This is a genomic window from Pantoea sp. WEP (assembly GCF_041678305.1).
Classification (GTDB): domain Bacteria; phylum Pseudomonadota; class Gammaproteobacteria; order Enterobacterales; family Enterobacteriaceae; genus Pantoea; species Pantoea dispersa.
On record NZ_JBGNXB010000001.1, the window covers coordinates 1,519,463 to 1,534,605 of the forward strand.

Here is a 15,143-nt window from a genome sequence, read left to right on the forward strand (position 1 = left end):
GCCAGGTAAATTATGGCCAGTGAGAATCCGACCACACAGCGAGAATATCTGCTGGAGATGACGAATGTCTCGAAATCATTTCCAGGGGTGAAAGCCTTAGATAATGTGAATTTAAAAGTGCGGCCGCACTCCGTCCATGCCTTAATGGGTGAAAACGGCGCCGGAAAATCCACTTTATTAAAATGCCTGTTTGGGATTTATAAAAAGGATACGGGGAGCATCCTGTTTCAGGGTGAGGAAATAGATTACAAATCCTCCAAAGAGGCGCTGGAAAATGGCGTTTCAATGGTGCATCAGGAATTAAATCTGGTGCTGCAGCGCAACGTGATGGACAACATGTGGCTGGGGCGCTATCCGCGCAAAGGTCCGTTTGTCGATCAGGATAAAATGTATCGTGATACCAAAGCGATCTTTGATGAATTAGATATTGATATCGATCCGCGTGATAAAGTCGCGACGCTTTCGGTATCGCAAATGCAGATGATTGAAATCGCCAAGGCGTTTTCCTATGACGCGAAAATCGTCATTATGGATGAGCCCACGTCATCGCTGACCGAAAAAGAAGTTAACCACCTGTTCACCATTATCCGTAAGCTGAAAGATCGCGGCTGCGGTATTGTTTATATTTCGCATAAAATGGAAGAGATTTTCCAGCTGTGCGATGAGATCACCATTCTGCGTGACGGCCAGTGGATTGCCACTCAGCCGCTGGAAGGGCTGGACATGGACAAGATCATCGCCATGATGGTCGGCCGTTCGCTCAACCAGCGCTTCCCGGACAAAACTAACGTGCCGGGTGAAGTGATTCTGGAGGTGCGCAATCTGACCTCGCTGCGCCAGCCATCGATCCGTGATATCTCGTTTGATCTGCACAAAGGCGAGATTCTGGGGATTGCCGGCCTGGTGGGTGCCAAGCGTACTGACATTGTGGAAACCTTATTTGGTATCCGTGAGAAGTCGGGCGGCACCATTAAACTGCACGGTAAAGCGATTAATAACCACAGCGCCAACGAAGCCATCAACCATGGTTTTGCGCTGGTGACGGAAGAGCGGCGTTCCACCGGGATTTATGCCTACCTGGATATTGGCTTTAACTCGCTCATTTCTAATATCAAGAAATATAAATCCAGTATGGGTCTGCTGGATAATAAACGCATGAAAAGCGATACCCAGTGGGTCATTGATGCCATGCGGGTGAAAACGCCCGGCCATCATACCCAAATTGGATCGCTCTCCGGCGGTAACCAGCAAAAAGTCATTATTGGTCGCTGGTTATTGACGCAGCCGGAAATACTGATGCTTGATGAACCGACGCGCGGTATTGACGTCGGCGCTAAATTCGAGATTTATCAGCTGATCTCGGAGCTGGCGAAAAAAGAAAAGGGCATCATTATTATCTCTTCTGAAATGCCAGAGCTGCTGGGCATTACCGACCGTATTTTGGTAATGAGTAATGGTCAGGTAGCGGGCATTGTCGATACTAAAACGACCTCGCAGAATGAAATCCTGCGTTTAGCGTCATTACACCTTTAATGAAGCAAGGGCTTTAACATGAAAGCGACTACTAAAAAGAATGCGCTAACCTGGTTAAAAGAGGGCGGCATTTATGTTGTCCTGTTGGTACTGCTGGCGATTATTATTTTCCAGGATCCGACCTTTTTGAGCCTGATGAACCTGAGTAACATTCTGACTCAGTCATCGGTCCGTATTATTATCGCCCTCGGCGTAGCCGGTCTGATCGTGACCCAGGGCACCGACCTGTCGGCAGGGCGCCAGGTGGGTCTGGCGGCGGTGGTGGCAGCAACGCTGCTGCAGTCGATGGATAACGCCAACAAGGTGTTCCCGCATCTGGAAACCGTGCCGATTCCACTGGTGATTCTGACCGTGTGCATCATCGGTGGCGTGATTGGTCTGGTTAACGGCGTGATCATCGCTTACCTGAAGGTGACGCCGTTTATCACTACGCTGGGCACCATGATCATCGTTTACGGCATCAACTCGCTGTACTACGACTTCGTGGGCGCTTCACCGATTGCCGGTTTTGACGCTGGCTTCTCGAAGTTTGCCCAGGGCTTCCTGCGCTTCGGCGACTTCAAGCTGTCGTTCATCACCTTCTATGCGATTATCGCCATCGTGTTCGTCTGGATCCTGTGGAACAAAACCCGCTTCGGCAAAAACATCTTTGCTATCGGCGGTAACCCGGAAGCGGCGAAAGTCTCTGGCGTTAACGTTCCGCTTAACCTGATCCTGGTGTATGCGCTGTCCGGCGTGTTCTATGCCTTCGGCGGGATGCTGGAAGCGGGCCGTATCGGCAGCGCCACCAACAACCTCGGCTTTATGTATGAGCTGGATGCGATTGCAGCCTGCGTGGTGGGCGGCGTGTCGTTCGCTGGCGGGGTAGGTACCGTCGCGGGTGTGGTGACCGGTGTGATCATCTTCACCGTCATCAACTACGGTCTGACCTACATCGGCGTGAACCCGTACTGGCAGTACATCATCAAGGGCGGCATCATCATCTTCGCCGTGGCGCTTGATTCACTGAAATACGCGCGCAAGAAATAGCAGTGAACAAGGTCAACCATCAGGGCTGCGGCAACGCGGCCCTTGTTGTTTTTATTGCACAATAAGGATAGCGGTGAGAATTGCAGGGGATGGCCGGTATTTTGTAGGGTGCGGATTGATGCGCACCGGCAGCATCGCCGCGATCCTGCTTAACTCGCCAACGTCAGATCCAGCTGCTGGCCTCTTGCCGATTATTTCCGCAGCTTCTCTTCCAGCTCAAGCAACTGTTCCGGTGTGACCGCCGGGTAGCTCTGCGCATCTTCCGGCACTTCATGCACCGCCGGAATCGGCACCAGCGGGCCAAGGAAACGCGGCTCGCGCTTCATCAGATAGAGATCCGCCAGCGCACCGAGACGCGCACCCACCTCGCGGAACCGCACCGACAGCATATTTTTGGGCGACGGCACGGCGTAGCACTGCGCCTGAATACCAAGGTGCTGGGCGATATACAGTGCGCGTTCACAGTGGAAGCGCTGGGTAATGATGATGAAGTCGTTGGTGTCGAAAACTTTGCGCGTGCGCACAATCGAGTCCAGCGTACGGAAACCGGCATAATCCAGCACGATGTCCGAGGGATCGACGCCGGCTTTAATCAAATCGCGTCGCATGGTCATCGGCTCGTTGTAGCTCTGCAGCGCATTATCGCCGCTCAGCAGCAGATAATTCACCTTGCCGCTGTTGTAAGCGTTGAGCGCGCCCTGAATGCGATACAGGTAATACTGATTGATGACGCCGGTGCGGTAATACTTGGCGGTGCCCAGCACCACGCCGACCTGACGATGCGGCAGCGAAGCGACATCTTCATAAATAAACGGCGCGGTTCGCCAGCCAATCCAGCGATCGAGGCCGAGCGCGGTCGCCATCACCAGTAAGATGATGATAAACAGACCAAAGAAAACGCGTTTAAATATGCGCACGGGCACTCGGTTGACGAAAATTCAGATGGGTCAAGGCTACTTGAGGCGGCACGGCTAAGCAAGTTTGTGCCGGTCGGCTGGCGTTTTTTTAAGCGCTGCCGCACCTGAAGCGTGCGGCAGCGTCGGTCTGCAATTAAATCGAGGTACGGCGATAGTGACGATACTGCGGCAGCCAGAAGTTGTTGTTGATGGCTTTCGACAGCACGTCCTCGGAGGTAACCACCGCCACGCCCGCCAGCTGCGCCGCTTTGCCCACTTCCATGGCGATCACTTTGGAGACGCCCTGGATGTCCTTAATCTCAGGCAGCACCGGACCTTCACCGTCGTTAACCAGCGGTGAGCAGTCAGCCAGCGCGCGGCTGGCGGTCATCAGCATCGAATCCGTTACGCGGGTGGCGCCGGCAGCGATCACGCCGAGACCGATACCCGGGAAGATATAGGAGTTGTTGCACTGGGCAATCGGGTAGGTTTTGCCTTTCCAGGTGACCGGTGCAAACGGGCTGCCGGTGGCGACCAGCGCGTCACCGTCGGTCCAGGCGATGATATCTGCCGGGGTTGCTTCCACGCGTGAGGTCGGGTTCGAGAGCGGCATCACGATCGGGCGTTTGCAGTGCTTGTGCATCTCGCGAATGATCTCTTCGGTGAACAGTCCCGGCTGGCCGGAAACGCCGATCAGGATATCCGGCCGGGCATTGCGCACCACGTCGAGCAGTGAAATCGAATCGCTGGTCACGTCCCAGTCTTTCAGATTGTCGCTCTTCTGCACCAGCTTGCTCTGGAAATCGAGCAGGTTAGGCAATTTGTCAGTGAGCAGGCCGAAACGGTCTACCATCATCACGCGCGCGCGCGCTTCATCATCGCTCAGGCCTTCGGATTTCATCTGTGCGACGATCTGCTCGGCAATACCGCAGCCGGCGGAACCGGCACCGAGGAACACCACTTTCTGCTCGCACAGACGGCTGCCTGCGGCGCGGCTGGCGGCGATCAGCGTGCCCACCGTGACAGCGGCCGTGCCCTGAATATCATCATTGAAGCAGCAGATCTCATCGCGGTAACGCTCCAGCAGCGGCATGGCGTTTTTCTGCGCGAAATCTTCAAACTGCAGCAGCACGTTTGGCCAGCGGCGCTTCACCGCCTGAATGAATTCATCAACGAAGGCTTCATACTCTTCGCCGGTGATGCGCGGATGGCGCCAGCCCATGTAGAGCGGATCGTTCAGCAGTTGCTGATTATTGGTGCCGACATCCAGCACTACCGGCAGGGTGTAGGCCGGGCTGATGCCACCGCACGCGGTATACAGCGACAGCTTGCCGATAGGAATGCCCATGCCGCCGATGCCCAGATCGCCGAGGCCGAGAATACGCTCGCCGTCGGTGACCACGATAACTTTGACATTCTGCTTGGTGGCGTTTTGCAGCATGTCTTCAATGCGGTCGCGGTTGTTATAGGAGATAAACACCCCGCGTGCGCGACGGTAGATTTCTGAGAAGTGTTCGCAAGCCGCGCCAACCGTTGGGGTGTAGATGATCGGCATCATCTCTTCCAGGTGGTTGTCCAGCAGGCGATAGAATAGCGTTTCGTTAGTGTCCTGGATGTTGCGCAGGTAGACGTGCTTGTCGTTATTGTTTTTGAAGTCCAGGAACTGACGCCAGGCGCGCTCGGCCTGCTCTTCGATGGTTTCTACGGCGTCTGGCAGCAGGCCATTGAGGTTAAATTCGTTACGTTCTTCCAGCGAGAAGGCGCTGCCTTTGTTCAACAGCGGAAATTCCAGCAGGATCGGACCCGCGTAAGGAATATACAGCGGACGTTTACTTTCGTACTCGAGTTCCATGCAGTGTTTGCTCCGGTTGCAGTGTTTTCTGACGTGTCGCCAGCAAGAAGGTAACGCCAGACCCGTTTATTGTGAAGTTCTGGCGCCCGATCCTATGAAAATTCCTGCAGATGTACAGCTTTTGTTAATAGAAGGTCACAAAAGCGGTAAAAGGATCACTAAACTGTTGGTTTCGAAACTAAAGTAACTGAGAAATTGCTGCAGCCGAGCGCGGCGAGGGTGGTGCGCGTGGCATCAAACTGGCTCAGCGTGGCGTCGGCGCTTTCTGCCAGCACCGCCTGCTGAATCTCCTCCAGCGCTTCGTTGTGCATATTCATCAGAATCAGCGCGGCCTGTAATGGCGGCAGGCTCGGGTTAAAGGCGGCATTTTCGGCATAGCGCCCGGGGTAAATCTGGCCGCTGCGGCTCTGCAACGCCACGCCGCTATAACTCTGGCTGTAAGGTGCATGGCTGCGGCTGGCGGCATCAATCGCGGCCCGCTGCAGCGCATCGCCCTGCGGCAGGAAACCGTGGTCGACCGGCGTCAGCAGCCGTTCACTGATATTGAGATCGGCCGGGCCAAAGGCATCGGGTAAATAGTCGGCCAGCGTGCTGACCGCGCGGCCCGGCAGGCTGATGCGAATCGCCGTACCGCTATTCAGTTCATTCATAAACTGGCGGCAGTGCCCGCACGGCGTGTAGTTGACGGTAATGGTCGCCAGCTGCGCTTCGCCCCGCAGCCAGGCATGCGTGACTGCGCTCTGCTCGGCGTGGACCGTTTGCTGCAGCGGCGCATGTAAAAACTCCATGTTGGCACCGAAGTACCAGTGGCCACTGATGCCGCGCGCAATAGCGCCCACGTTAAAGTGCGAAACCGGTGCCACGGCACAACAGGCGGCAATCGGCAGCAGTGCGAGTGCCAGCGCATCATCATCCAGACCGGTTGCCTGTTGCAGCTGAGTCACCTCCTGCGGTCGCAGCACGCCGTGAAAATCAGCGGCGTCCAGCAGCGGCTGAAGCGCGCTCTGCAGCGCAGCGGGCAGGGCAGAGAAAGCGGAAGTGAATCGTGCATGCATGATGTTATGGCCTCATTAACTCGTGAGCGGCGAAGCGCCGCCTCAAGGTTTATATGTGATCCATGTCGCTATGACAATGCAAGCTGATTGGCTTGTTTCAACTTTGCGAGATCTCTCGCAAGTTTTACCCCAGTAAGCGCATCAGCAAAGGAAAAATGAAAGGCGCCAGTAACGAGGTGATGATGCCGCAGATTACCAGCGCCAGTGAACTGAAGGCGCCTTCCTGATAGTCAATCTCCGCGGCGCGCGCGGTGCCGAGCGCATGAGACGCGTTACCAATCGCCAGCCCGCGTGATGACTTGCTGCGCACCTTAAACAGATTCAGCAGCATGTGACCAAACACCGCACCCAGTACGCCAGCAATCAACACGCAAATGGCGCTGATGGCCGGAATACCGTGTAGCGAGCCCGATACTGCCATGGCGATGGGCGTGGTCACCGACTTCGGCAGGATGGTGGCCGCGATTTCCGGCGTCGCTCCCATCCACAGCGCGATCGCCGTGCCGGACACCATGGCGGTAATGCTGCCGATAAAACAGACGCTGATGATGGTTTTCCAGCGCGCGCGAATCTGGTGCATCTGCTCATACAGCGGCAGCGCCATCGCCACCACGGCGGGCTGCAGCAGCTGATTAAGCAGCGCGCTGCCGGCGAAATAGCGCGCGTAGGGCAGGTGCGTCAGCAGCAGCAGTGGAATAATGATCGCCATGGCCACCAGCAGCGGATTGACGATGGAGAGGTTGATTCTGGCTGCCAGACGGCGTGCCAGCAGATACGCCACTACGGTAAGTGGCAGTGACCACCAGGCGTCACTCATGGCCAGACTCCTTCGGACGCTGCAGGCGCTCGGCGCTGAGGCCGACAATCAGTAATACCAGCAGGGTGCTGACCATGCAGGAGACGACAATCGGGCCAAACTGTGCGCTGAGGATATCGGTGTAGCCCATCACGCCAACGCTGATCGGCACAAACAGCAGCGCCATGTAGCGGATCAACAGCTGACAGCCGGGTTTCACCCACGTTACCGGGATAATCTGCAGCGCCAGCAGGGCAAACAGCAACAGCATGCCAAGGATGCTGCCAGGAATGGTAAATGGCAGCAGGGCGGCAAGGCCGTTGCCGGCGTAAAGCGCGGCATAGACGATGGCAAAGGCGCGCAGATAGCGCCAGCAGGCAGATAGCACGGTGGGCATGTCAGGCTCCTGTTTTCGTGGCGCTTCATCATACGCATTAAGCGCTTAGCGTGCTAGCGATCACACTGGAATGCAGATTCAGGATTTTAACACCTTTGCTTTGAAGCTGCGCAAAGCGGCGTAAGCTGGTGGGCAGAACGAAGGAGCAGCGATGAACCACATCGTGCAACCGCAGCGCGCGCTGCGAAAGGCGATGCCGCAAGCGGAGCAAAAACTATGGCGCTATTTACGCAACCGAAATGTGTGTGGCGCGAAGTTTCGCCGCCAGCATCCAGTTGGAGGGTACATCGTTGATTTTGCCTGCGTTGAGCGATCGCTGATCGTGGAACTGGATGGCGGACAGCACAATGCGCCTGAAGAGCAGGCTTACGATGCCCGGCGCACGGCGTATTTACAGCGCTGCGGTTGGCGCGTTATTCGCTTCTGGAATCATCAGGTGTTTAATGAGTTTGAGGCGGTGATGGCGGAGATTTATCGCTGTCTGATGCTGGCGCGATAAGCGCGGTGCGGTTTTCCCCTCACCCCAGCCCTCTCCCGCAGGCGGGAGAGGGGGTAGTCTTATGCGGGGTTTTGCTATGTGCAGGCCTGGCTCTGAACCCAAACCCCGCACTAAACGGTTCCCTCTCCCGCAGGCGGGAGAGGGTTAGGGTGAGGGCCAGCGCGCACCACCCCTTACTTCACCGGTATACCCGGCTGGGCACCGCTATCCACTGTCAGCACAAAGCTGCGCTTCTGGAATCATCAGGCGGTTAATGAGTTTGAGGTGGTGATGGCGGAGATTTATCGCTGTCTGATGTTAGCGCGATGAGCGCGGTGCGGTTTTCCCCTCACCCCAGCCCTCTCCCGCAGGCGGGAGAGGGGGTAGTCTTGTGCAGGATTTTGCTATGTGCAGGTTTGATACAAGGTTAACAACGTGCGCTGTTCGGTCCCACCGGCAAAAGCGGGAGAGGGAGGCAATCGAACGAGGTGCAGGCCTGGCTCTGAACCCAAACCCCGCACTCAGCGGTTCCCTCTCCCGCTGGCGGGAGAGGGTTAGGGTGAGGGCCAGCGCGCACCAACCCTTACTTCACCGGCATACCCGGCTGCGCGCCGCTATCCACTGACAGCACAAACAGATCTTTGCCGCCAGGCCCGGCAGACAGCACCATGCCTTCGGACACGCCGAAACGCATTTTGCGCGGCGCCAGGTTGGCGACGATGATGGTCATCTTGCCCACCAGCACCGACGGATCCGGATAAGCGGCGCGAATGCCCGAGAAAATCTGGCGCTTCTCGCCACCCAGATCCAGCTGCAGACGCAGTAGCTTATCGGAACCTTCTACCAGCTCAGCCTGCTCGATCAGCGCTACGCGCATGTCGACTTTGGCGAAGTCATCAATGGTGATGGTCTCGCCAATTGGTGCATCGGCCAGCGGACCGCTTGCCGCCGGCTGGTTCGCCGCTGCTGCGTCCTCTTTCGAAGCCGCAATCAGCGCCTCCACTTTTGCCATCTCAATACGACCATACAGCGCTTTAAACGGCGCTACGCTGTGGTTGAGCAGCGGCTGCGCAATGCCATCCCAGCTCAGTTCGCTTTGCAGGAAGGCTTCTGCGCGCTCGCTCAGCGACGGCAGCACCGGCTTCAGCCAGGTCATCAGCACGCGGAACAGGTTGATACCCATCGAGCAAATCGCCTGCAGGTCGGCATCGCGGCCTTCCTGTTTCGCCACCACCCACGGTGCCTGCTCGTCAACGTAGCGGTTGGCCAGGTCGGCCAGCGCCATGATCTCGCGGATAGCACGGTTGTATTCGCGGCTGGCCCAGGCTTCACCAATCTTCTCTGACGCATCAACAAAGGTCTGATACAGCGCCGGATCCGCCAGTTCGCTTGCCAGCTGGCCGTTAAAGCGTTTGGTGATAAAGCCGGCGTTGCGTGAGGCGAGGTTCACCACTTTATTAACGATGTCAGCGTTCACGCGCTGGACGAAATCTTCCAGATTAAGGTCAATATCGTCGATGCGCGAAGAGAGCTTGGCCGCGTAATAGTAACGCAGGCTGTCGGCATCAAGGTGCTGCAGCCAGGTGCTGGCTTTGATGAAGGTGCCGCGCGATTTCGACATCTTCGCGCCGTTCACCGTGACATAACCATGCACAAACAGGTTGGTCGGCTTGCGGAAATTGCTGCCTTCCAGCATCGCTGGCCAGAACAGGCTGTGGAAATAGACGATGTCTTTGCCGATGAAGTGATACAGCTCGGTGCTGGAATCTTTCTTCCAGAACTCGTCGAAATCGATGTCGCCGCGTTTGTCGCACAGGTTCTTAAACGACCCCATGTAGCCGATGGGCGCATCCAGCCAGACGTAGAAGTATTTGCCCGGCGCACCAGGGATTTCGAAGCCGAAGTACGGCGCATCGCGGGAGATATCCCACTGTTGCAGACCGGCTTCAAACCACTCCTGCATCTTGTTTGCCACCTGCTCCTGCAGCGCACCGGAGCGCGTCCACGCCTGCAGCATCGCGCTGAAGGACGGCAGATCGAAGAAGAAGTGTTCAGAATCGCGCATCACCGGCGTTGCACCTGACACCACCGATTTCGGCTCAATCAGCTCGGTCGGGCTGTAGGTCGCGCCGCACACTTCGCAGTTATCGCCGTACTGATCGGGTGATTTACATTTCGGACAGGTGCCTTTGACGAAGCGATCAGGCAGGAACATGCCTTTTTCCGGATCGTATAGCTGCGAAATGGTGCGGTTTTTAATGAAACCGTTCTCTTTCAGGCGCGTGTAAATCAGCTCAGACAGCTGGCGGTTTTCGTCGCCGTGCGTGGAGTGATAATTGTCATAGCTGATGCTGAAACCTGCGAAATCGGTCTCATGCTCCTGCTTCATTTCCGCAATCATCTGCTCCGGCGCGATACCCAGCTGCTGGGCTTTCAGCATGATCGGCGTGCCGTGGGCGTCGTCCGCACAGATGAAGAACACCTGATTGCCACGCATTCGCTGGTAACGGACCCACACGTCAGCCTGAATGTGTTCAAGCATGTGACCTAAGTGGATAGAGCCGTTTGCGTACGGCAGGGCGCACGTTACCAGTAGTTTTTTAGCGACTTGAGTCATAATTTGCGTAGCATTCCGTGAATAAAAAATCGGGCTTAGATGTTAACCGAAGCACCCTCTGGCGTAAACACAGCAGCTCGGCCACGTCACTTTTAGCGCCTATCTGATATGATTGATGGCACACCGCCATCGTCTGGCGTCATGACTAAATAAGGAGTTGGGATGACCGCACAATCCCGGGACCATCATTCACCTGAAGCGTTGCGCGCCGTGGTTATCGGCGTGCTGAGCGAGTTTGAGCATCCGACGCTGCAACACAATCTGACTACCCTCAAAGCGCTGCGCCACGTGGCGCTGCTCGACGACAAGCTGCACATTGAACTGGTGATGCCATTTGCCTGGGCCAGCGCGTTTGAGGCGCTGAAAGCCCAGACCAGTGCAGAACTGCTGCGCCTGACCAACACGCGCGCCATCGACTGGCGGCTGCGTCATGACATTGCCACCCTGAAACGCGTGAAAAATCAGCCGGGCGTCAACGGCGTGAAAAACATCGTCGCCGTCAGCTCCGGTAAAGGGGGCGTGGGCAAATCCAGCACCGCCGTGAATATGGCGCTGGCGCTGGCGGCCGAGGGGGCGCGCGTCGGTATTCTCGATGCGGATATTTACGGTCCGTCGATCCCGGACATGCTGGGCACCGAAAAGCAGCGCCCCACCTCGCCGGATGGCACGCACATGGCGCCGATCATGGCGCACGGCCTGGCAACCAACTCTATCGGCTATCTGGTGACCGACGATAACGCGATGGTCTGGCGCGGACCGATGGCCAGCAAGGCGCTGATGCAGCTGCTGAACGAAACGCTGTGGCCGGATCTCGATTACCTGATTCTGGATATGCCGCCGGGCACCGGTGACATTCAGCTGACGCTGGCGCAGAACGTGCCGGTGACCGGCGCGCTGGTGGTAACCACGCCGCAGGACATTGCGCTGATTGATGCGCGCAAGGGCATGGTGATGTTCGAAAAAGTCAGCGTGCCGGTGCTGGGCGTGGTGGAAAACATGAGCATGCACATCTGCAGCGAATGCGGCCATCATGAGCCGATTTTTGGTACCGGCGGTGCGCAGAAGCTGGCTGAGGATTATCACACCCGCCTGCTGGCTCAGCTACCGCTGCACATTAATCTGCGCGAAGATCTCGACGACGGTGAACCGACCGTGATTCGCCGTCCGGAGAGTGAATTCACCGCGCTGTATCGTGAACTTGCGGGCCGGGTTGCCGCCCAGCTTTACTGGCAGGGTGAGGTGATTCCGGGCGACATCGCCTTCCGCGCGGTTTAAGCCTTAGCTGCCGCTGGTGCGTGACGCCAGCGGCAGATGCATCAACACGTACTGGCCCTGTTCGCTCTCTCCCAGCGCTTCGCGCTGCCAGCCGTGCTGCTGATAAAACTGCAGCGCCGCTTCGTTCTGAAGCAGACATTTCAGCGCGCCGGTGGAGGTAAAATGCTGCTGCACCGCGTTCAGCAGCGCACTGCCGACGCCCTGGCCCTGAAAGGCCGGATCAACATACAAACTGTGCAAAAAATTATCGTTATCCATCACGCCGGCAAACCCTGCGCGGTGGCCGTCGATCTCCGCTACCAGTACCGTTTCACCGGGAATAATCGCGTCGAAATCTTCCAGCTGCCAGTCGTCGCCGGCCAGCCATGTCCAGTTATGACGGCGCGCCGCGAGATAAAGCGTGCGTAGAAAAGGGCGGTCGGCTTCTTCAAAAAGACGAATTTTCACTTCCAGACTCCATGACGAGTAAGCAGGCACGTTTTTTAGCGGCGTTGCGCACGCAGTTGAATCGTGCAGCAAAGATGATTGAATGTTTATAAAAAAATAGCAGTTGCCGCGCGCAAAGATAAAGCTTGTTAACTCTGCGGCTTTTCTGTGTAAAATGCCGCGGCAAGCCGCATCAAATCTGGCGTCGGCACTTTGATAGCTTTTGATTATCTGATTGATAACGTCTGCATATTAGAAGTTGGCCCGAAAATTATGTAGCCTGCATCACATCTTTTTAACGGAGGTCACCCATGTCTATCATCAATACCAAAATCAAACCGTTCAAAAACGCTGCATTCAAAAACGGCGAATTCATCGACGTAACCGAGAAAGACGTTGAAGGTAAATGGAGTGTTTTCTTCTTCTACCCGGCTGACTTCACCTTTGTATGCCCGACTGAACTGGGTGACGTGGCAGACCACTACGAAGAGTTCCAGAAACTGGGCGTAGACATCTACTCCGTTTCAACTGACACGCACTTTACCCACAAAGCCTGGCACGGTTCTTCAGACACCATCGCGAAAATCCAGTACGCGATGATCGGCGACCCGACCGGTGCTCTGACCCGTAACTTCGAAATCATGCGTGAAGCAGAAGGTCTGGCTGACCGCGGTACCTTCATCGTTGACCCGGAAGGCATCATCCAGGCCATCGAAATCACTGCAGAAGGCATCGGCCGTGACGCGTCTGACCTGCTGCGTAAAGTGAAAGCGGCTCAGTACGTGGCTTCCCACCCAGGTGAAGTTTGCCCGGCTAAATGGAAAGAAGGTGACGCAACGCTGGCTCCATCACTGGACCTGGTAGGCAAAATCTAAGTCACCTCCGCCCTTTGATCTTTCTTCCATCGGGTGCTGCGGCACCCGATTTTCTTCACAGGAACTCACTATGCTCGACACCAATTTAAAAACCCAGCTCAAGGCCTACCTTGAGAAACTAACGAAACCGGTTGAGTTGATTGCCACACTGGACGATGGCGCCAAATCCGCAGAGATCCGTACTCTGCTGACCGATATCGCGAGTCTGTCTGATAAAGTCAGCTTCCGTGAAGAGAACGATCAACCGGTACGTAAGCCATCATTCCTGATTACTAACCCAGGCAGCCACAGCGGTCCGCGCTTTGCCGGTTCGCCAATGGGCCACGAATTTACCTCACTGGTGCTGGCACTGCTGCAGACCGGTGGACATCCGTCGAAAGAGGCGCAGAGCCTGCTGGATCAGGTTGTTGCGCTGGACAGCGACCTGCATTTCGAAACCTATTATTCTCTGTCGTGCCACAACTGTCCTGACGTGGTACAGGCGCTGAACCTGATGGCGGTGCTCAATCCACGCATCCGTCATACCGCCATCGACGGTGGCATGTTCCAGAACGAGATCACCGAACGCAACGTCATGGGCGTGCCGGCGGTTTACCTCAACGGCAAAGAGTTCGGTCAGGGTCGCATGAGCCTGGCAGAAATCGTCGGTAAGGTAGACACCAACGCGGATAAGCGTGCGGCTGAAGAGCTGAACAAGCGTGACGCCTATGAAGTGCTGATCGTCGGCAGTGGCCCGGCAGGCGCTGCGGCGGCCATCTACTCGGCGCGTAAAGGCATCCGTACCGGCCTGATGGGCGAGCGCTTTGGCGGCCAGGTGCTGGACACCGTTGACATTGAAAACTACATCTCCGTGCCGAAAACCGAAGGGGCGAAGCTCGCCGGTTCCCTGCGTGCGCACGTTGATGACTATGACGTTGACGTGATTGACACCCAGAGCGCCATCAAGCTGATTCCGGCAGCCAAAGAGGGCGGCCTGCACGCCATCGAAACCGCTTCTGGCGCGGTGCTGAAATCACGCAGCATCATCATTGCTACCGGCGCACGCTGGCGCAACATGGGCGTTCCAGGTGAAGAGCAGTATCGCACCAAAGGTGTAACCTACTGCCCGCACTGTGACGGCCCGCTGTTTAAAGGCAAACGCACGGCGGTGATCGGTGGCGGTAACTCCGGCGTTGAAGCGGCCATCGATCTGGCCGGTATTGTCGAGCACGTCACGCTGCTGGAGTTCGCCAGCGAAATGCGCGCCGATAAAGTGCTGCAGGATAAACTGCGCAGCCTGAAAAACGTCGATGTGATCCTCAACGCGCAGACCACCGAAGTGAAAGGCGACGGCAGTAAAGTTACCGGTCTGACTTACATCGACCGCAATAACCAGACCAGCCACGAACTGGCGCTGAGCGGTATCTTCGTACAGATTGGTTTGCTGCCTAACACCAACTGGCTGGAAGGCGCGGTAGAGCGCAACCGCATGGGCGAGATCCTGATCGACGCCAAAGGCGAAACCAGCCTGAAAGGCGTATTTGCCGCCGGCGACTGCACCACGGTGCCGTACAAGCAGATCATCATTGCCAGCGGGGAAGGGGCCAAAGCGTCACTGAGCGCGTTTGATTACCTGATCCGCACCAAACCGGCTGAATAAGTTTTGCGATAGCCACGCAAGCACCCTGCAACCTGTGTTGCGGGGCTTTTTTTTAACCCAGCCAGCGACGCGCCTGTTCATCGCTGATATCGCGATAATAAATTTTATGGATGCGCTCGCCGCAGCGTTTGCATTCGGCTTCGAGGTACGTGGAGTACCGGTAACGGCCGCCGGGGGCAACGGCGCCTTGACGGGAAATGGTGATATTGTGCCAGTGGTGCGCGTGCGGAAGAAAACTGAATAAAGTCATTAGCGATTCCGGGTGAAGGTGAAAC

At 56.5% G+C, this 15,143-nt stretch carries 14 protein-coding genes; 6 read left to right on the plus strand and 8 right to left on the minus strand.

What is annotated here, in order from left to right:
• The first annotated feature begins 12 nt into the window (after nucleotides 1-12).
• Nucleotides 13-1,533, plus strand: coding sequence for a galactose/methyl galactoside ABC transporter ATP-binding protein MglA (mglA, locus tag ABVR31_RS06960; protein ID WP_021509283.1), 1,521 nt, complete (start codon nucleotides 13-15; stop codon nucleotides 1,531-1,533).
• Between the two features lie 18 nt (nucleotides 1,534-1,551).
• Entirely contained in the window at nucleotides 1,552-2,562 is a 1,011-nt protein-coding gene (gene mglC / locus ABVR31_RS06965) for a galactose/methyl galactoside ABC transporter permease MglC (RefSeq protein WP_021509284.1), read from the plus strand.
• A 191-nt stretch (nucleotides 2,563-2,753) separates the two neighbouring features.
• Here mglC and sanA read toward each other — a convergent pair whose 3' ends face one another.
• From sanA to ABVR31_RS06990, 5 genes are all read right to left on the minus strand, one after another.
• Nucleotides 2,754-3,473, minus strand: a complete 720-nt coding sequence (gene sanA / locus ABVR31_RS06970) for an outer membrane permeability protein SanA (RefSeq protein ID WP_372773990.1) — start codon at nucleotides 3,471-3,473, stop codon at nucleotides 2,754-2,756.
• 139 nt (nucleotides 3,474-3,612) lie between these two features.
• Entirely contained in the window at nucleotides 3,613-5,310 is a 1,698-nt protein-coding gene (locus tag ABVR31_RS06975) for an NAD-dependent malic enzyme (RefSeq protein ID WP_021509286.1), read from the minus strand.
• Between the two features lie 158 nt (nucleotides 5,311-5,468).
• Nucleotides 5,469-6,365: a cytidine deaminase gene (gene cdd / locus ABVR31_RS06980; protein WP_372772220.1), complete on the minus strand. Its 897-nt coding sequence runs from the start codon at nucleotides 6,363-6,365 to the stop codon at nucleotides 5,469-5,471.
• Nucleotides 6,366-6,489: 124 nt separating this feature from the next.
• Nucleotides 6,490-7,182 (minus strand): CidB/LrgB family autolysis modulator, encoded by a 693-nt coding sequence (locus ABVR31_RS06985; protein ID WP_372772221.1) that lies wholly within the window; start codon nucleotides 7,180-7,182, stop codon nucleotides 6,490-6,492.
• Nucleotides 7,175-7,558 carry a CidA/LrgA family protein gene (locus tag ABVR31_RS06990; RefSeq protein ID WP_021509289.1) on the minus strand — a complete coding sequence of 128 codons (384 nt, stop codon included), beginning with the start codon at nucleotides 7,556-7,558 and terminating at the stop codon, nucleotides 7,175-7,177. Before ABVR31_RS06990 ends, ABVR31_RS06985 begins: the two co-directional genes overlap by 8 nt.
• Nucleotides 7,559-7,709: 151 nt before the next feature.
• Between ABVR31_RS06990 and ABVR31_RS06995 the strand changes: the two genes are divergently transcribed.
• Complete coding sequence (locus ABVR31_RS06995; RefSeq protein ID WP_372772223.1) at nucleotides 7,710-8,057, plus strand: endonuclease domain-containing protein; 348 nt, start codon at nucleotides 7,710-7,712, stop codon at nucleotides 8,055-8,057.
• Between the two features lie 562 nt (nucleotides 8,058-8,619).
• Here the strand turns inward: ABVR31_RS06995 and metG are convergent.
• Nucleotides 8,620-10,653: a methionine--tRNA ligase gene (metG, locus tag ABVR31_RS07000; protein ID WP_215800835.1), complete on the minus strand. Its 2,034-nt coding sequence runs from the start codon at nucleotides 10,651-10,653 to the stop codon at nucleotides 8,620-8,622.
• Between the two features lie 162 nt (nucleotides 10,654-10,815).
• Here metG and apbC point away from each other — a divergent pair, with 162 nt between their 5' ends.
• Nucleotides 10,816-11,928, plus strand: coding sequence for an iron-sulfur cluster carrier protein ApbC (apbC, locus tag ABVR31_RS07005; RefSeq protein ID WP_058757266.1), 1,113 nt, complete (start codon nucleotides 10,816-10,818; stop codon nucleotides 11,926-11,928).
• 3 nt (nucleotides 11,929-11,931) lie between these two features.
• Here the strand turns inward: apbC and ABVR31_RS07010 are convergent, their stop codons facing one another.
• The gene (locus ABVR31_RS07010) at nucleotides 11,932-12,375 is read right to left on the minus strand and encodes a GNAT family N-acetyltransferase (protein ID WP_136545569.1); all 444 of its coding nucleotides are present in this window, start codon (nucleotides 12,373-12,375) and stop codon (nucleotides 11,932-11,934) included.
• Between the two features lie 290 nt (nucleotides 12,376-12,665).
• Between ABVR31_RS07010 and ahpC the strand changes: the two genes are divergently transcribed.
• Together ahpC and ahpF are read left to right on the plus strand one after the other, a co-directional pair.
• A complete protein-coding gene (ahpC, locus tag ABVR31_RS07015; protein WP_010617942.1) occupies nucleotides 12,666-13,229 on the plus strand; it encodes an alkyl hydroperoxide reductase subunit C in 564 nt (187 codons plus the stop codon).
• Between the two features lie 70 nt (nucleotides 13,230-13,299).
• A complete protein-coding gene (gene ahpF, locus ABVR31_RS07020) occupies nucleotides 13,300-14,868 on the plus strand; it encodes an alkyl hydroperoxide reductase subunit F (protein WP_058769944.1) in 1,569 nt (522 codons plus the stop codon).
• A gap of 52 nt (nucleotides 14,869-14,920) precedes the next feature.
• Here the strand turns inward: ahpF and ABVR31_RS07025 are convergent, their stop codons facing one another.
• Entirely contained in the window at nucleotides 14,921-15,118 is a 198-nt protein-coding gene (locus tag ABVR31_RS07025; RefSeq protein WP_021509295.1) for a hypothetical protein, read from the minus strand.
• Nucleotides 15,119-15,143 lie beyond the last annotated feature (25 nt).